The sequence below is a fragment of the Vibrio splendidus genome (assembly GCF_002873455.1).
Lineage (GTDB): Bacteria > Pseudomonadota > Gammaproteobacteria > Enterobacterales > Vibrionaceae > Vibrio > Vibrio splendidus_J.
This window is the reverse complement of the sequence record NZ_MCUN01000019.1, coordinates 12,194-28,136: the sequence shown is the minus strand read 5'-3', so window position 1 is coordinate 28,136 and position 15,943 is coordinate 12,194. Positions and strand designations below refer to the sequence as shown.

Here is a 15,943-nt window from a genome sequence, read left to right as displayed (position 1 = left end):
ACTTGCTTGGTGTAAATGATAGGAACTGCTAACGCTTAACTCCACAATGTAAAGGTGATTGCTTGTATTCTTGTTAGTGTGCAGTGAAAGTTGCACGTACGGTTCTGAGGAGGGTGGCACCTGGTAACAGGTGCCTTCTATCCGACAAAAATAAGTTTCAGAAGCATCGTTTAATCAAGCCAAGTGAGTGCCTTATCAAACCCCTCAGGCGTTATATTGATATACCAATCTAGCTCCACTTTTTTGCGCATGACCAGTCCGCACTCTTCAAGATCTTTACATGAAACTCGGAAGTTGTTTGGGTGAATATCTCTACCAAGCACTTGATTGACGGCCAAGTTGATGACGGTTGACTTACCTTATTTTATTCCTTTGATGAACGCCTTGGCCAAACATCTTAAGACCTCTTTCTGAACCTGGCTCATTCTTGCTTTTTTCATTCTCTCTGCCTCTTAATCATTGCAACAATAATTAAATTAAAATTCTGAAAATTTATTTATTTCATCAAGGGATAGGTTCGTGCTGGCTGCTATATGCTTGCATGTAGAGTCAGTATGAAGCCGACAGAGCGAAGCAACGTCAGTCAGCTCTTTACTCATTTAAAGAACAGCTTTATTCGCGATTCTAAAGAGAGATATTTTTTCCTAGAACCTTATAGACCGTAGTCCTACTGCACTCTAACTCTTTACTGATCGCATGCTTGTTCATCCCTTGGCCTGCAAGCTCTTGAATACGTGTATGAAGCATCTTATTAGGAAATCGGCCAAGATGCCTTCCTTCAGAGCGAGCACGCTCTCTGCCTTCATTACAACGCTGTAATATTCGTTTTCTTTCCATTTCAGCAAACGCTGATATGGTCGTGTAAATGACTCTACCTACATCGCTATTGATATCTAAATCCCCCAAGTCATGAAACACCAAACCCGCTTTCTTTTGCGCTAGTTGATCGGCAATTTGCAAAGCATCGATGGTATTTCGAGCAATACGGTCGACTTTGGTAACATGAATAACATCTCCCTCCCTTGCAAAATCCAGCAACAGGTTAAGCTGTTCTCTATCAGAGGATTTACCGCTCGCTTGCTCTTGGTAAATTTTGTCACAACCAAGACGTTTAAGTTGTTCAAGTTGAACATCGAGCGTTTGGTCTTGGGTGCTAACACGAGCATAACCAATTTTCATAAAATGGCCTAAAAGTGAACTTAAAGATACTGATACACAAGTGTACATGTTCACTTTAAATTATAAAGACTAACTGAACAGTTATTCGATGATTGTGAGCAATGTCCATAAAGTTACACCTTTATGGACACCTCATTAGATTACCTCCAATCACAGAATCATACAAATTGGTTAAATCGTTCGATTCGTTTATAATGAGCGAAAAGGGGAATATTATGCAATCACTTACTGCGAATACAGCTAAAACCAAATTTGGTGACTTACTAATGAAAGTTCAACGTGAACCTATACAAATTAATAAGAATGGTTCACCCGTTGCGGTGATGATGTCGTGTGAAGAATATGAACAACTTGAAGCACTGAAATTGATGGTGGTGAAATCACGCTTCGAACAAGCAGAAGCCGATGCTCTATCAGATAAACTAGTCGACGGTGACGATTTCATGAATGCACTTAACCAAGGTAAGTTTGATTAATGACGCACTATAAGCTTTCTTCTGCAGCGCAATCTGATCTGATTGAGATTCGTCGCTATACATTAGAGCGATGGGGGCAAGCACAATGGACTACTTACTTTTCAGAACTAAAGCAATCAATGGAATTACTGGCGAGCAACAAGTTGCTCGGCATAGAAGTTTCTGAGGTGGACCAAAACTACTTCCGTTTTCCTTTAAAGCGCCATGTGATTTATTACATCCAGAAACAAGAGCACATAATTATTACAGCCGTTCTTGGTAAGCACATGTCTCCGGCTAAGCACTTTTCACAACTCTCTTAATATAATTAATACCCTAATGGACATTCACTAAATAGAGATCCTTAATCATTGCAACAATGATTAAGGAGTAAAGCCTACTGAGTAAGAACGAGGCTAAATGATATTTGGAAAAAAACGTGCTAACGCCTTTGCTAGATTAGGAAGCCAACGATAACTACAGCTACGGCAAGGTTAGTTGTGAAGATCTAGTGCGATGAGTAAAATCACACAAGCCAAAAGGTTAGGCTCTGATGCGGATTAAGTACCATTACGTTAAATAAATCACCACATGGATATTGATTTTTCAAACATAACCCGCACATAAACATAGAGTCACATTCATAAATCACCTTCCATTTGATTTGATAGTAATCTCTTGTGACTCAAAAAAGGCAGACTGAAAGTCTGCCTTTTTTTCATTTCTAACTCAACCAACCGATCGCGACCCCATGCCACCCGCGTAATTCATATCGTGGAATATTGCCCATCAGAGAGTAGAGAGACCGTCTAATTATGAACTATTTTTGTCTCGTCATTATAGATAGGATATAACAATTTCATATAAAAAAACTAATTCAATAAGAAATTGCTATATAAAAACTATTGAAATAATTGTTCGTAAACACTATAAAAACCTTGAAAAGGTTGTCTTATCAAGAGGCCTTTTCATCACTCTTGTTTTTATTTTGTATTGCTTCTTATGGAGGATATATTATGAGCTCAATTGACCTATCTCCACTATACCGTAGTAGTGTTGGGTTTGACCGTCTAGCATCATTAATTGATCATGCCATGACCAGTGAAACTGCTATCAACGGTTACCCACCATATAACATTGAAGTTCTAAAAGAGAATCGCTATGCCATCACCCTGGCCGTAGCCGGATTTACTCAGGAAGAGCTTGATATTCAAGTAGAAAAGAGCGTGCTAAGTGTACGTGGGCAAAAATGTGCTGATAAAGAAAATAAATATCTGTATCAGGGTATCGCCAATCGTACATTCGAACGTAAGTTCAACTTAGCTGATTATGTTGAAGTTACGGATGCAGATCTTTCTAACGGATTGTTAACTATTACTCTGGTGAAAGAGATACCTGAAGCTATGAAGCCTAAGTCTATCACTATCAATAAAAACTGTGATGTATTAGAGCATAAGGCTGAAGAGACAAGCACCAAAGATAATAAAGCTGCTAAAGGAGAATGATAGTGTGAAAGCACATTATCATTTTTGAAAGGGGAACGGTTCCTAATTGGGAGCCGTTCTTGTATCTAAATCTGGGTTCACACTATGCCTGCTTATGTTCAATACTGCATATCTTATCAATAAAGTGCGACCTCTTGTGTTTAGAGGTTCTATCATTTAAGTATCGCAAAATGAGTAAGAATTATATTTTTCGAGAGTTAGAGGCGTGATAGCCCCCCTGAAGATACAATTATACTGCGAGTGCGTAAAATCGTTCAAAGACTGTCTGACCTTCAACATCTATCTGCTCTTGTTTCAACATCGTCCAAACTTCTCGTCCATACAAACTTGCCAAGGCTCCTTTCATAGACTTCCAACCTAGTGCTTGACGCGTTTTCTGCTTCACCCAAAGGTGACTCTGCTCAACGATATTATTCAGATATTTTATGTTATCAATTTCTACCAGTGGGAGCATAAAGTAACCGGTTAACCAGAGCTGAACATTCATAGAGTCAATGGCCGCATAGTTACTCTTACTTCCATCTATGACGACTTTTCTTGGTAAACCATTTTGTGCAATGGCCTTATTAAGAAAGGCTTTAGCAGCAGGCTCATTACGGTTCGGACTAAGATAATAATCGATCACCTTTCCAAATTTATCAATGGCTCGGTAGTAGTAGGCCCACTTACCTTTTACTTTTCATCCATTCGCCACGAGTCAGACACGGGCTTCTTTCTACGCCTCGCTCTGTGCTCTAATGCTGGAGTGAATTTGATTACCTAACGATTAATAGTGGCGTGCTCCACAACAACTCCGCGCTCTAATTGAATCTCTTCAATTTCACGATAACTGAGTTTATAGGCGAAATAATAACGTGCGGTTTCGAGAATAACTTCAGAGGGAAAGTGGCAGCCTTCAAACATTAAGAATCAGTATCATGAATAGAAATCAAGAAAATATTAACTTAAAGACTCAAAGTTTACGACAGAACCAAATATCTTAACCTGGCATCCAGTATTGATGATGCAAGTCAGTAGAAACACAGTACATTCTGATTACGATACAGACGTTAAGATATGAGAATTAAATAGGAATTTAAAAGGGATACGGTTTGAATACTTTTAATTAATAATATAGGTTATATTTACTTTTAATACATTCATTGGAGTCTATTTGGTTATAATTTACACGCTGGCATCATTAAGCCAAATCCCGTTCTCTTTATATGCTAATAGTGTTCCAAGAATATTTCTAAGTTCAATTCTATTTGTACAAAATGGCGCACAAGAAGATGCTGATATTTTTGCGCCTTTTAAACCACGCATAAAGACAGTTTCTAATTTTAATGTGTTATTTTTCTCGTTGATATACTTAATATTAAATGTTGGCATAATTATCTTCTAGTTTATTTTATTTTATTTTATTAATCGTTTGTCCAAAAAATAAGATCGTGAAAAATATATCTTTTACAGAGGAAAAACATTGATTGGCTATTTTGAGGGGGTAAGAGTCTAGAGGTGGTGTCAAGCACCTCTATTTAAATATCAGTTAAGCAACAACAACATCTGCTGCTTGAAGGCCTTTCTGACCTTGCTCTACATTGAAAAAAACCTTTTGACCTTCAATTAGAGTCTTGAAGCCTTCTGAAACAATGGCGTTGAAGTGTACAAATACGTCATCACCACCATTATCTTGAGTCAAAAAGCCAAAGCCTTTAGTTTCGTTAAACCATTTTACAGAACCAGTTGTTTTATTAGACATAGATTGTCCCTTATATAATAAAATTAATCGCTGAAATTGCGACGCGCTGGGAGCTTGAATTATTTAATGTATCTATGAAGCTAAGGGAAACACTGAGGACAACAACAATAACGAAGGAATTCTGAGGGTTTTACTTTTACAACTGATGTTTCATTTAATAACTCTGAACAGCAGAGCGAGGACATTATTGTATTTTATTTATTATATGTAAAGGATTATTTTAGTGAATATTCATGTAAATATTTTAAGACACAAAAATAATTAGTCAACTCGATGCTGAATAATTTTTGGACAAAGCTGGTCCAGTGAATTTTCAAGATTGAAAAATAATGGAGAACTATAGGTATAGAAACCTGTTTAGCTTTGTATGTGCGGACCAAAATATATTGCCGGTTCACAATGAAATCAGGGAGCGTTTAGGAAGTTATATATCAAACACACAATCAGCAAAGAGCTAGGACTCAGTCGGACAACAGTGTATCAATTATTAGTAAGATTAATTATGAGCTTATGCTTTCGATGAGGTTGTTAGTTAAGCCAAAACACTAAAATTACCAAGTACGCAATCATGTTGATCAGTAATACTGCCTGTTAAAGTCGCTTCGCAATATGAAAACTTCACATTCATATCATCCACGTTTCCGCTCACTAAAACGTGTCGCCTTAAAACATCACCATTAAGTTGGTGAATAATCCTATCCCAAGAAAGGTTATCTCTAAATAGATTAAATGTGATCTTCATACTATTCCTATTTCTTATTTATCGTTGTTTTTTTCTTTTGTTGTTGAAACCAAAAAAGTTTACGGCCTGTTGTTCGAGACATGGTTGAACCTTATTTATTTTCGTTAGATATAACGAAGCTAGCAGTATGTTATAAACACTACCATTGGAGTATATTAATAATATTTATAATAAACGAAGTAAATAAGAAACGTAACGACAAATACAAAAAGTATTGGGATAATGTTGGATATTTTCGTGGGGTGTTATAAATAAGTACTTTAATATGAGGAAAGTAGCGCAAGCGGTATTTCCGCTCACGCTTATTTAAATCTTATGCAGCTACAACGTTTGCAGCTTGAAGACCTTTTTGGCCTTGCTCTACTTCGAAAGACACTGCTTGACCTTCGTTAAGAGTTTTGAAACCTTCAGAAGCGATTGCACGGAAGTGAACGAAGACGTCAGCACCGCCGTTGTTTTGAGTTAAAAAGCCAAAACCTTTCTCTTCGTTAAACCACTTTACTACGCCATTTGTTTTGTTAGACATATTGTGTCCCTTATATAAAATAAAAATTAATCGCGAAATGCGATGCGCTGAGAGCTGGAATTATTTAATGTATCTACGAAGCTAAGGGAAACACTGAGGAAAACAACAATAACGAAGGAATTCTGAGGGTTTTACTTTTACAACTGGATGTTTCATTTAATAACTCTGAACAACAGAGCAACGCCATTATTGCCCATTACCTCTCCTTTGTAAAGGTCTAATTTAAGATTAATCGAATAATACGTTTTTCAGCTACCCTACATAATACGTTTTTTACTATTCGTCCTTCATCAATTCAGAAGGTGAGAGAACCACAATTGATGAAGGCTTTGTATCGTAATTCAGGGGAGAGACAAATTTGACCCGCTTTGTGTGTTTCTTCGTCAATACGACAAGTTTTAGGCATACCTAACCCTGTAAGCTTGTTTAACGCTTTGATCATGGCGTAAGCCTCGCCAACCTGAGCGTTGTTTCCAGAGCTTATTGGAGCTATACAGCTTCGCGTAAGAAACTGTTGGACAAAAATAATTTAGATTGATTACCCTAATTGGCATTTATCTGATTAGAAATAGTATATCAAACACCTGAACATTTACTTTGGAGCAGATAAATCTATAAGCTGGATAATGCTTGAAACGAGCCATTCATTTTACTCAAGTGACCAACTACTACTAGGGAATTATCCTCTGTGCTTCAAGGTCAATTCGCGAATTCAAGCCCATCTTAAGCGAACATATTAAAACGGCTCTTCCAGATAAAAACATGTTCAATAAATGCATCAACTCTTGACGGCCGCTTGTCACGATCTCTGTACATAATGAAAACTTCTTTACCGAAGCCCCGCCAATCGGGTAATAGAGGCAAAAGGTTTTGTTGATCATGGTTTAGTTCATGAAAATAATAGGTCGGAATCCACGCAATACCTAAACCATGGACGACAGCGTCTCTTACAAGTAACACATCATTTGAAGAGAATTGGAACTGTAGGTCATTGCTAAATACTTCATCGGTAGTTTGATTAACGATTTACCCCTGCTTTTCCAGTTCGTCAGCAATATCGCGAAGCACCTCGATCCATTTTTCTTTAGCTTCACCCTTGAACGTCATATTTTCGAAAGATTGCTTAAGTGAAAAAGTGGATAACGGAACTTCTGGTGATAAGGAAATATTCACTATTCCAGCGGCAATATCATCAATGATAAGTGAAGGTTTGATAGGCCATGACAAACCTTTTGGATCTGTTTCATACTGCATATTATTCCCTCGTTTATTCTTCAAACAGAGACTCAGCCCCAATCAACGGGATAAGTCTTAGTAAAACATCTTCCATCACACCGTTTTCAGCGGTGGTTATCTTCTTCGCGTTACGGTCTTTCCAAGAGAGTGTTTGAATCAAACTTGATGCCACGACACTAGGTTTATCCAAATTCATTACCGGAACCTCGGTAGCTTGACCTCGAATACTGGTACTAATCGGACAACAGATAAGTAACCCCGTTTGCTGATTATATTCTTTACTTGAAAGGACAAGAGCAGGACGGTATTTGCCGATCTCCTTGCCTTTCACGGGTTCAAAATCTAACCAGATAATGTCATTACGTTTAGGGATGTACTGAGCCATTACTCGCCTAACTCCTTACCAGAAACAACCGCTAATTCGTCAGCATGTGCCGTATGAGCATCTAAGCCGTTCAGAAGTTCTTTTTCGCTGAACGGAAAGCGTTTCTTCGGGCGTTTGATTGGTTCGATAGTGATTTTTTTACCATCGGCTTTAACCTCAATATCAGCCCCTTCAACCAAACCAAGCTGACGAATGAACGTAGCAGGAATTATGTTGCCAAGACTATTGCCAATTTTTCGTACTTGAGTGCGCATATCTCAACCTCTATGTGTGTACATTGTTATAACAATAGTGATTGTATATATTTTAATCTTGGTGTCAACATTGTTATAACTACAATGCTAGTTCAGCCGCTTTAGATAATTGGTTCGTTGAAATGTCGATGTACTCCAAACTCATTGACGGTTCAGCATGGCCTAATGCTCTTTGTATTGCGTTTAACTCAATCCCTTGAGCATTCATGTTCGAACCGTAACTTCTACGCCCTGTGTGGCTACTACAGCCTTTTAATCCGCTCCGCTGATAGATATTCCTGATCATCAACTCCAGTACATCACAAGCCTGATAATCAACCTGTTCACCTGCCTGATTTATTCTAGTTTTACGCTTCATCGAGTAGCTACGTGCACGATTGTTCAACACAAGTTTACTTAGCGGGTTTAGCCCCTGATAAGTGTTGTTAAAAGTGGTCGCCCAATTGTGTGACTTTCGGTAATCAACCCACTCTTGGATCATTTGTTTGGCTAATTTACTTAACCAGATAGAACGGGGCTTTCTTCATTTACACAGTGAAGCTCTAAGGTAGATCTCTTCTTTAATTTTGCCAGTAGGCATCAGTACATCATCAACTGTGAGTTGGGCGAGTTCAGAGACTCGCAAAGTCGAAAAAGACAAGGCCAAAACCACACGCTTTAGCTCAGGGTTTTGCATTAGTTGGCATCGAACAAGTAACTTGCGGATTTGTGACGGGGTAAGGCTTTTTGCTTTGGCTCTAGCTTTAGTCATTGTGTATTTTCCTCTTAGAGTCAGAAATACACACACAAGCAGATTAGAGCGTGTTGTTCATGGTATCACACGGAATTACTGGCTTTGGGGGAAAACGTTCCGTAGTATCGAAATCAACTGATCACGATACTACATACTGGAGTGGTTAAGGTAATTGATGGGCTGTTGCTGTTAAAGACTCGATTTGAACTGTTTTACCTGACATAGAAACTTCTTTGGTATAAAGACTTTCTGCCTTATCCCATTCTAAAAACGCCTGATTAGCTATCGTTTGAATATTAGCTAAATTCACATCGTATTTTTGCGTTAAGCTCAAAGGAAACTTGAAATCATAACTAAGCCAAATGCCATTTTGCTCGGGACGTAATACATGTTGCCAGGCGGAGTACTGACTACCACAATTGTCATATTCAAAATTGCAAATCTCAAACCCCTTACTTTCCGGCAACTGAGATAAATATAAATACACATCGTAGGTTTGATACTCAGACATCGCTTCAGCATTGTTAAAATTTAACACAATAACACTGTGTGCCCCTGCCTTTGTCCCAATCTCAATATGATTGGTAATAGGGGGGGGCGTTGCAGTGTTCGTACAGCCCAATAGCGCTGATGATATTCCCACCGCAAGTAACATTTTTTTCATAAATAGTCCTTTTTTACTGGATATCTAACCAGTATAATAAGAATCACATCACGACACAATAAACATCCTCACCAATTGATTAATGTTGAATTAATCAATAATTTCAATATGTTCTTGTTTATATATGGTTCATGCTGGCTGCTATATACTTGCATGTAGAGTCAGTATGAAGCCGACAGAGCGAAGCGGCGTCAGTATTACTAATTTAGAGAAAACTGATCATTTTGAGGTTTAGGATCAAAAAATCAAGCGAAACCAAAACACATCACAACCCGTTAACATTTAACTAAATTCTGTAATTAACTTTCAGGAGAAAACTCTAGGGTATGGAAAGAGAAATGGCTGACTTTCGAGCGGTTGTAGCTAGAGTCGTCCCCTACCGCGCAAAAGCCAGCCTAATTTTGTCAATTTAACATATGATCGATAATACAATCCAAGAAAGAAGCACCGTACGGTGACTAATTTAGGTTCTGTCGCAAACTTTGAGGATTTAAGTTAAGGTTTGCTTGATTTCTACTCATGAAACTGATTCTTAATGTGTAAGGCTGTCACTTTCCTTCTGAAGTTGTTCTTGAAACCGTACGTTATTATCTCGCCTATAAACTCAGTTATCGTGAAATTGAAGAGATACAGCTTGAGCGTCGAGTTGTTGTAGATCACGCCACTATCGATCCGTCGATAAATTTGGAAACGTGATCGATTACTACCTTAGCCCGAACCGTGATGAGGCAGCTGCCAAAGCCTTTCTGAATAAGGCCATTGCACAAAATGGTTTACCAAGCAGGTTACTGCCAAGCAATAAACTTGCGCGGGACAAGAGTGAAGAACTTGGCCCCCCTACATCCTCAAACAAACAGTCCATTTCCTGGTGTCGTGGGAGAAGCGAACGGCCATGTCATTGATTTTTTACTCTGCGATCGCCATGATGAGAAAGCGGCTCGCGCCTTCTTTACCAAGGCAATCGGCTATAATGGTTTATCAGAAAAAGTGGTTATCGATAAGAGTGGTACCAACGCGTTAGCGCTGCATAACATCTATGTTCAACTCTGGCTGACGGAGAAGAGACTCAACTTGATTGAAGTATTTCAAGTTAAATATCTGAACAATATAGTTGAGCAAAGTCACCGGAAAGTGAAAGGTAAAATACATCAGTGTTTAGGGGGGGAATTTGTATGAGAGAGCCAGTTCCACCCAGGCAGGCGTGGAACTGTGGTCGATAATTAAAAACGGACAGCTCGATAATCCTGAAGGCTTATCTGCTTGGGAGCAATTTTACGCACTAGCAGCCTAATTACATCTAAAAACCAGTACACTTATACTTCATCATAATTTTGCGATACAACCCCACATTATACGGCTTTGGCTCTAGAGCTGGTTTTGTTCATTTTACTTTAAATGACTAAAGCGTTGCTCCAAATTGTTCTAACAACTCACGTTGTGCATCGGTTAGATTTTTGGGTATTTCAACTTGAACCTCCACCAATAGATCGCCCGCTTCACCTTTACGACTTGTCACGCCTTTCCCCGTCATCTTGAATTTGCGCCCTGTTTGAGTACCCGCTGGAATTTTGAGTTTAAAGCGACTGTCTAACACATTCACCGTAACTTCCCCCCCTAAAGCCGCAGTAACCATATCAACTTTGGTGTGACAAATAATGTCATTACCATCGCGGTCTAGAAACCCATGTGGTCTGGTTGCAATAATGAATAATAAATCCCCCGAAGGACCACCATTAACGCCTAAACCACCTTTACCGGAGTAACGTATCTTTTCACCATCTTTAATACCCGAAGGGATCTTAACTTTGATTTTTTTCTGTTTACCATTGATTAGCAATTCGACCGTTTTTTCAGCCCCTTGAACCACATCAATAAAGTCTACAGTAAGCGTATATTGGTGATCTTGACCTTTTTGTCCGCGTGGGCGCCCGTGTCCACCACGAGTTTGTGAGAAGAGATCCTCAAACCCTCCACCAAAGCCGCCGCCACGTTGGCGGAAGGCATCACTAAAGAAGTCTTCGAACCCACTGTGATCACCAAAACCACGATTCTCAGATTCAGTATGACAAAATTGGTCATACTGAATGCGCTTTTCTTTGTCTGTTAAAATTTCATAAGCATCTTTTACTTCTTTGAAATTCGCTTCTGCTGTCGCATCTCCGGGATTTTTATCGGGGTGATACTTCACCGCCAACTTCTTGTAGGCTTTTTTAATCTCTTTCTCCGAGGCTCCCTTAGATACACCTAGCACGCTGTAATAATCTCGTTTTGACATGCTAAAAACTCACTCAATTTCTCATTCAAACAAAAAAGGGCGTATGAGTGACCTCTTACGCCCTGAATACCAATAAGTTCACGTCTCCATGATACATAACTCAACGTTTAACAGCTCGAAAGCAATTATCCGTCAGTGGCGTTACTTCATTTCTTCAAACTCAGCATCAACAACATCGTCGTCCTGCTTAGGTTGTTCATCAGCTTGCTGTGCTTGTGCTTTCTGTTGAGTAATTTCCATTAGCTTTTGAGCTGCTTGCATAAGTTCTTGAACTTTAGCGTCGATCACTTCTTTTTCGTCACCAGACTTAGCTAATTCTAGAGCTTCGATAACCGCTTCGATTTTAACTTTCTCGTCTGCAGGTAGAGCTTCACCCGCTTCTTCTACTTGCTTCTTAGTACCGTGAATCATTTGGTCAGCTTGGTTACGTGCAATGACTAGCTCTTCGAACTTCTTGTCCGTTTCTTTGTTAGCTTCTGCCTCTTGTACCATTGCTTCGATCTCTTCCTCAGACAAACCACCTGATGCTTGTATCGTGATCTTTTGCTCTTTACCTGTTGCTTTATCTTTAGCAGATACGTTCAGGATCCCATCCGCGTCTAGGTCGAATGTTACTTCGATTTGTGGCATGCCACGTGGAGCTGGTTGGATACCTTCTAGGTTGAACTGACCAAGAGACTTGTTGTAAGTCGCTTGCTTTCGTTCACCTTGAAGAACGTGGATAGTTACTGCGCTTTGGTTGTCTTCAGCTGTAGAGAACACTTGCACCGCTTTAGTCGGGATAGTTGTGTTTTTCTCGATAAGCTTAGCCATTACCCCGCCCATCGTTTCGATACCGAAAGAGAGAGGAGTAACGTCAAGTAGTAAAACATCTTTAACGTCACCAGCTAGCACTGCACCTTGAACAGCAGCACCCATTGCAACAGCTTCGTCAGGGTTCACGTCTTTACGTGGCTCTTTACCGAAGAATTCAGTTACTTTAGCTTGAACCATAGGCATACGAGTTTGACCACCCACTAAGATAACGTCAGTGATTTCGCCTACAGATAGGGCAGCATCTGCAAGAGCTACTTTTAGTGGCTCAAGAGAACGTTGAACTAGGTCTTCAACTAGAGACTCAAGCTTCGCTCGAGTCACTTTGATGTTCATGTGCTTAGGGCCATTCGCATCAGCCGTAACGTAAGGTAGGTTTACGTCAGTTTGAGTAGTAGAAGAAAGCTCGATTTTCGCCTTTTCTGCTGCTTCTTTAACACGCTGCATTGCTAGTGGATCAGTTTTAAGGTCGATACCTTGCTCTTTTTTGAACTCATCTACTAGGTAGTTAATCATGCGGTTATCGAAATCTTCACCACCAAGGTGAGTATCACCGTTAGTTGAAAGAACTTCGAAAGTTTTCTCACCTTCTACTTCATCAATTTCGATGATAGAGATATCGAATGTACCACCACCAAGGTCGTATACAGCGATAGTGCGATCACCACCTTGCTTGTCTAGACCGTAAGCTAGAGCAGCAGCAGTTGGTTCGTTGATGATCCGTTTAACATCTAGGCCTGCGATACGACCAGCATCTTTCGTTGCTTGACGCTGAGCATCGTTGAAGTAAGCAGGAACAGTAACAACTGCGCCAGTTACTTCTTCGCCTAGGAAGTCTTCAGCTGTTTTCTTCATTTTCTTAAGAACTTCAGCAGATACTTGAGGAGCAGCCATTTTTTGGCCTTGCGCTTCAACCCAGGCATCACCGTTGTCAGCCTTAACAATGTTGAAAGGCATGATTTCGATATCGCGTTGAACTTCTTCATCTTCAAAACGACGACCGATTAGACGCTTGATAGCGAATAGGGTGTTTTGAGGGTTAGTAACCGCTTGACGCTTCGCAGGTTGACCAACTAGCGTCTCACCTTCAGTGTATGCGATTACCGAGGCTGTTGTGCGTTCGCCTTCAGTATTTTCTAGTACGCGAGGTTTGTCGCCGTCAAGTACGGCAACACATGAATTTGTTGTCCCTAAGTCAATACCGATAATTTTACTCATAATAAGACCTCTCTTATTAAAATTATTTTTTCTAATGCAAAATATGTAATTCTATTCTTCTATATGAGTACAAGCGTTTAAGTCTTGCACTCTAGTGGTGATAAACAGCAATATTTTTAGACAAGGTTAGTAAAATCGAATACTAAAATCACCTTATCCGATCCTGTTTCCCCAGTCATTATTTGTGGATTGAGATCTGACGGGGTTGCATTGCTTCTGGGACTTCACGGACGAGGTCTACGTGCAGTAAACCATTTCCCATACTCGCTGCTTTAACGGTTACGTAGTCAGCCATCTGGAATTTACGTTCAAAGTTACGCTCTGCGATCCCTTGATAAAGGTAATTAGGTTTAGTTTCTACAGGCTGAACTTCACCGGAAACGATTAACATATTTTCGTTCTGGGTAAGAGTTAGTGCATCTTCAGAAAAACCAGCTACAGCCATCGTAATACGATAGTTGTTTTCGTCTTTCTGCTCGATGTTGTATGGAGGGTAGCCATTACAAGATGGCTTATTCGTGCTACTCTCCGCTAGGTTAAATAGACGTTCAAAACCAATGGCATGACGGTATAGCGGAGAAAAATCTACATTACGCATAATACTATCCTCATAAATAAGCAATAGTTCTTAGTGTTTAGTACACCAAGACCGGAGACAGACTCTATTGCACCACGTAGGCGCCGTAAGACATATGTTCCAGGTGTTAACAGGTTTAAGGAACTCGCTAATGTCGCATACTACAACGTCAACGTTCCTTGATTACAATTGCCCTAGCTTCCCTAAGAAGGCGAAGTGGGCAACTTCAGAACTTCATCTGTCAGTTCGTTTTTTTAAAATATTATCCCAAGAGAAACCTGTCAATATTAACATTAGTTTTTTTTGGTCATTTATAAATTGTTAATTTAGCAAAAGCGCTAGCTCGATTCTGTCAGATTCGATCTAACAGGTTCTTCGCTAGCTCATTCCTACACACAACCCAAATCGCGGGCCTGGATCTGTCAGCATATAATGTATTTTAATGTGACACCCTAAGCGCCAAAACGCACATCAAAACAAAACCCTGAGCACTTAAACGTCCCCTCCCCGTTGTCACAAATCGCAATGCTGGAAATACTGACCCGTAGTTGGTGTACAGAATGATGTGATCCGCTCGCTCGTGAAGAAACCATTCACCAAAGCCAGCGCCATTTAATTCGATGAAAAAGTCACGGATTTCATGGAAAGCAAAACGACGCGACCCCAATAGCGGAAACTGCTGCTTGATAGCTTCAACGAACCCTTGGTCTTTTAACGCTGCGATATCAGCCTGCTGCTCGGGCGATTGACGACGACTGAACATTTTCAAACGCTGGATTTTGGAAACCCAATCAGACTTTTTTTTCGCCTCATCACGACACTTTTTGACTTGAGAGCGCAACTTCAATACCGCCAAAGGACTAGAGACATCATTTTTTGGTGAGCTTTCGTGCCCCAGCGGCGAAACGCTGGTCGATGAATTTGAATTAGAGAGAGTTGGGATTGAGTTTTGTTGCGCCATGAGAATTTCCTTTCTGTTTGAGTATCACTTTTCGGAGCCGCTTGGCTGTCCGCTCCTCAACATCGTTCTGCTTTGCAAGGGCGCACAGCGGCGAAGCCTCCCTTGAAAAACAGGTTGTGGGGAGAGACGGTTAACAGCCTGCGAACCCAAAAATGAGGCGAGTGAAAGAAATCGGCGCATAAGAAAACAAGCTCTTATTCGAACTTATTCAAAGACAGAGAGATCAACGAGGAGAGAGGACGAGGTGCCTCGAACGAAGAGAGAAGTGCCTTGGGTGATTGTTCTCAGAAACGTAGAAGCTCATCGAGCAGGCTCGATAAAGCAACTCAAGTTGTCGACAGAGGAGCAAAGCGAAGGAATAAACCGAGCGGAGTGATAACGACCAGATAAATGAACCATGACCTATGTCCTTATACAATTCATCTCACCTTTCTCTTTGAGAAAGCGTTCATACCTCCTTTTTACTGTGCCACGATCGAGTCCCAATACCTTTGCAGCATAAGTATAGTTTCCTAGGGAATGAATCATGCATTCATCCCCCCCCTCCACCGCTTTCATCACCACACTCATATCAGGATCCCTATTAGGACTGACATAAACCAAAAATCGAGCAGTAAGACATTCCCGAACTTTCAACAGATCGACTAGCATTTACTTTTCAGTCCTATGCAGTAGCAGA

At 40.1% G+C, this 15,943-nt stretch carries 19 protein-coding genes and 3 pseudogenes; 4 read left to right on the top strand and 18 right to left on the bottom strand.

The window, feature by feature from the left end:
• Nucleotides 1–170: 170 nt before the first annotated feature.
• Both BCU75_RS24620 and BCU75_RS16195 read right to left on the bottom strand, forming a co-directional pair.
• Nucleotides 171–440, bottom strand: a pseudogene (locus BCU75_RS24620) (hypothetical protein).
• Between the two features lie 184 nt (nucleotides 441–624).
• Nucleotides 625–1,179, bottom strand: a complete 555-nt coding sequence (locus BCU75_RS16195; protein ID WP_016799687.1) for a recombinase family protein — start codon at nucleotides 1,177–1,179, stop codon at nucleotides 625–627.
• 215 nt (nucleotides 1,180–1,394) lie between these two features.
• Here BCU75_RS16195 and BCU75_RS16190 point away from each other — a divergent pair, with 215 nt between their 5' ends.
• From BCU75_RS16190 to BCU75_RS16180, 3 genes are all read left to right on the top strand, one after another.
• Nucleotides 1,395–1,655: a type II toxin-antitoxin system Phd/YefM family antitoxin gene (locus BCU75_RS16190; protein WP_016799688.1), complete on the top strand. Its 261-nt coding sequence runs from the start codon at nucleotides 1,395–1,397 to the stop codon at nucleotides 1,653–1,655.
• Nucleotides 1,655–1,957 (top strand): type II toxin-antitoxin system RelE/ParE family toxin, encoded by a 303-nt coding sequence (locus BCU75_RS16185; protein WP_076678503.1) that lies wholly within the window; start codon nucleotides 1,655–1,657, stop codon nucleotides 1,955–1,957. The genes BCU75_RS16190 and BCU75_RS16185 overlap by 1 nt, the downstream gene beginning before the upstream one ends.
• 693 nt (nucleotides 1,958–2,650) lie before the next feature.
• Nucleotides 2,651–3,139, top strand: a complete 489-nt coding sequence (locus BCU75_RS16180) for an Hsp20 family protein (protein WP_017098606.1) — start codon at nucleotides 2,651–2,653, stop codon at nucleotides 3,137–3,139.
• Between the two features lie 229 nt (nucleotides 3,140–3,368).
• On the opposite strand, the pseudogene BCU75_RS16170 reads toward BCU75_RS16180, so the two are convergent.
• From BCU75_RS16170 to BCU75_RS16120, 12 genes and pseudogenes are all read right to left on the bottom strand, one after another.
• Nucleotides 3,369–4,042 (bottom strand): annotated as a pseudogene (locus BCU75_RS16170) (IS6 family transposase).
• Nucleotides 4,043–4,303: 261 nt separating this feature from the next.
• Nucleotides 4,304–4,510, bottom strand: coding sequence for a hypothetical protein (locus tag BCU75_RS16165; protein ID WP_076678505.1), 207 nt, complete (start codon nucleotides 4,508–4,510; stop codon nucleotides 4,304–4,306).
• Between the two features lie 157 nt (nucleotides 4,511–4,667).
• Complete coding sequence (locus tag BCU75_RS16160; protein WP_076678506.1) at nucleotides 4,668–4,880, bottom strand: cold-shock protein; 213 nt, start codon at nucleotides 4,878–4,880, stop codon at nucleotides 4,668–4,670.
• Between the two features lie 532 nt (nucleotides 4,881–5,412).
• Complete coding sequence (locus tag BCU75_RS16155; RefSeq protein WP_076678507.1) at nucleotides 5,413–5,622, bottom strand: hypothetical protein; 210 nt, start codon at nucleotides 5,620–5,622, stop codon at nucleotides 5,413–5,415.
• 313 nt (nucleotides 5,623–5,935) lie between these two features.
• Nucleotides 5,936–6,148, bottom strand: a complete 213-nt coding sequence (gene cspE, locus BCU75_RS16150; RefSeq protein ID WP_076649063.1) for a transcription antiterminator/RNA stability regulator CspE — start codon at nucleotides 6,146–6,148, stop codon at nucleotides 5,936–5,938.
• Between the two features lie 723 nt (nucleotides 6,149–6,871).
• Nucleotides 6,872–7,174 carry a LysR substrate-binding domain-containing protein gene (locus BCU75_RS16145; RefSeq protein ID WP_261382753.1) on the bottom strand — a complete coding sequence of 101 codons (303 nt, stop codon included), beginning with the start codon at nucleotides 7,172–7,174 and terminating at the stop codon, nucleotides 6,872–6,874.
• A complete protein-coding gene (locus tag BCU75_RS16140) occupies nucleotides 7,175–7,402 on the bottom strand; it encodes a hypothetical protein (protein ID WP_017098247.1) in 228 nt (75 codons plus the stop codon).
• A 13-nt stretch (nucleotides 7,403–7,415) separates the two neighbouring features.
• Entirely contained in the window at nucleotides 7,416–7,769 is a 354-nt protein-coding gene (locus BCU75_RS16135; RefSeq protein WP_017098244.1) for a type II toxin-antitoxin system PemK/MazF family toxin, read from the bottom strand.
• Nucleotides 7,769–8,023 carry an AbrB/MazE/SpoVT family DNA-binding domain-containing protein gene (locus tag BCU75_RS16130; protein WP_017098243.1) on the bottom strand — a complete coding sequence of 85 codons (255 nt, stop codon included), beginning with the start codon at nucleotides 8,021–8,023 and terminating at the stop codon, nucleotides 7,769–7,771. The genes BCU75_RS16135 and BCU75_RS16130 overlap by 1 nt, the downstream gene beginning before the upstream one ends.
• A gap of 79 nt (nucleotides 8,024–8,102) precedes the next feature.
• Complete coding sequence (locus tag BCU75_RS24615) at nucleotides 8,103–8,531, bottom strand: tyrosine-type recombinase/integrase (RefSeq protein ID WP_277868920.1); 429 nt, start codon at nucleotides 8,529–8,531, stop codon at nucleotides 8,103–8,105.
• Nucleotides 8,532–8,546: 15 nt separating this feature from the next.
• Nucleotides 8,547–8,774 (bottom strand): hypothetical protein, encoded by a 228-nt coding sequence (locus BCU75_RS24610; protein ID WP_241904473.1) that lies wholly within the window; start codon nucleotides 8,772–8,774, stop codon nucleotides 8,547–8,549.
• A gap of 145 nt (nucleotides 8,775–8,919) precedes the next feature.
• Nucleotides 8,920–9,420 (bottom strand): hypothetical protein, encoded by a 501-nt coding sequence (locus BCU75_RS16120; RefSeq protein WP_102466501.1) that lies wholly within the window; start codon nucleotides 9,418–9,420, stop codon nucleotides 8,920–8,922.
• Between the two features lie 543 nt (nucleotides 9,421–9,963).
• Between BCU75_RS16120 and BCU75_RS24850 the strand changes: the two are divergent.
• Nucleotides 9,964–10,596 (top strand): annotated as a pseudogene (locus BCU75_RS24850) (DDE-type integrase/transposase/recombinase); the annotation flags it as partial.
• A 223-nt stretch (nucleotides 10,597–10,819) separates the two neighbouring features.
• Here the strand turns inward: BCU75_RS24850 and BCU75_RS16105 are convergent.
• The 4 genes from BCU75_RS16105 to BCU75_RS16090 all read right to left on the bottom strand — a co-directional run bounded on the left by BCU75_RS16105 (nucleotide 10,820) and on the right by BCU75_RS16090 (nucleotide 15,264).
• Nucleotides 10,820–11,695 (bottom strand): DnaJ C-terminal domain-containing protein, encoded by an 876-nt coding sequence (locus BCU75_RS16105; RefSeq protein ID WP_102466499.1) that lies wholly within the window; start codon nucleotides 11,693–11,695, stop codon nucleotides 10,820–10,822.
• Between the two features lie 141 nt (nucleotides 11,696–11,836).
• Nucleotides 11,837–13,726 (bottom strand): molecular chaperone DnaK, encoded by a 1,890-nt coding sequence (dnaK, locus tag BCU75_RS16100; RefSeq protein WP_102258078.1) that lies wholly within the window; start codon nucleotides 13,724–13,726, stop codon nucleotides 11,837–11,839.
• Between the two features lie 178 nt (nucleotides 13,727–13,904).
• On the bottom strand, nucleotides 13,905–14,324 hold the full coding sequence (locus BCU75_RS16095; RefSeq protein WP_017091829.1) for an Hsp20 family protein: 420 nt from the start codon (nucleotides 14,322–14,324) through the stop codon (nucleotides 13,905–13,907).
• Between the two features lie 418 nt (nucleotides 14,325–14,742).
• Nucleotides 14,743–15,264 carry a hypothetical protein gene (locus tag BCU75_RS16090; RefSeq protein WP_241904472.1) on the bottom strand — a complete coding sequence of 174 codons (522 nt, stop codon included), beginning with the start codon at nucleotides 15,262–15,264 and terminating at the stop codon, nucleotides 14,743–14,745.
• Nucleotides 15,265–15,943 lie beyond the last annotated feature (679 nt).

Excerpts from the sequence above, each read along its gene's own strand:
- BCU75_RS16195 (WP_016799687.1), bottom strand. The coding sequence starts at position 1,179 with ATGAAAATTGGTTATGCTCGTGTTAGCACCCAAGACCAAACGCTCGAT.
- BCU75_RS16190 (WP_016799688.1), top strand. The coding sequence starts at position 1,395 with ATGCAATCACTTACTGCGAATACAGCTAAAACCAAATTTGGTGACTTA.
- BCU75_RS16185 (WP_076678503.1), top strand. The coding sequence starts at position 1,655 with ATGACGCACTATAAGCTTTCTTCTGCAGCGCAATCTGATCTGATTGAG.
- BCU75_RS16180 (WP_017098606.1), top strand. The coding sequence starts at position 2,651 with ATGAGCTCAATTGACCTATCTCCACTATACCGTAGTAGTGTTGGGTTT.
- BCU75_RS16165 (WP_076678505.1), bottom strand. The coding sequence starts at position 4,510 with ATGCCAACATTTAATATTAAGTATATCAACGAGAAAAATAACACATTA.
- BCU75_RS16160 (WP_076678506.1), bottom strand. The coding sequence starts at position 4,880 with ATGTCTAATAAAACAACTGGTTCTGTAAAATGGTTTAACGAAACTAAA.
- BCU75_RS16155 (WP_076678507.1), bottom strand. The coding sequence starts at position 5,622 with ATGAAGATCACATTTAATCTATTTAGAGATAACCTTTCTTGGGATAGG.
- cspE (WP_076649063.1), bottom strand. The coding sequence starts at position 6,148 with ATGTCTAACAAAACAAATGGCGTAGTAAAGTGGTTTAACGAAGAGAAA.
- BCU75_RS16140 (WP_017098247.1), bottom strand. The coding sequence starts at position 7,402 with ATGCAGTATGAAACAGATCCAAAAGGTTTGTCATGGCCTATCAAACCT.
- BCU75_RS16135 (WP_017098244.1), bottom strand. The coding sequence starts at position 7,769 with ATGGCTCAGTACATCCCTAAACGTAATGACATTATCTGGTTAGATTTT.
- BCU75_RS16130 (WP_017098243.1), bottom strand. The coding sequence starts at position 8,023 with ATGCGCACTCAAGTACGAAAAATTGGCAATAGTCTTGGCAACATAATT.
- BCU75_RS24610 (WP_241904473.1), bottom strand. The coding sequence starts at position 8,774 with ATGACTAAAGCTAGAGCCAAAGCAAAAAGCCTTACCCCGTCACAAATC.
- BCU75_RS16120 (WP_102466501.1), bottom strand. The coding sequence starts at position 9,420 with ATGAAAAAAATGTTACTTGCGGTGGGAATATCATCAGCGCTATTGGGC.
- BCU75_RS16105 (WP_102466499.1), bottom strand. The coding sequence starts at position 11,695 with ATGTCAAAACGAGATTATTACAGCGTGCTAGGTGTATCTAAGGGAGCC.
- dnaK (WP_102258078.1), bottom strand. The coding sequence starts at position 13,726 with ATGAGTAAAATTATCGGTATTGACTTAGGGACAACAAATTCATGTGTT.
- BCU75_RS16095 (WP_017091829.1), bottom strand. The coding sequence starts at position 14,324 with ATGCGTAATGTAGATTTTTCTCCGCTATACCGTCATGCCATTGGTTTT.
- BCU75_RS16090 (WP_241904472.1), bottom strand. The coding sequence starts at position 15,264 with ATGGCGCAACAAAACTCAATCCCAACTCTCTCTAATTCAAATTCATCG.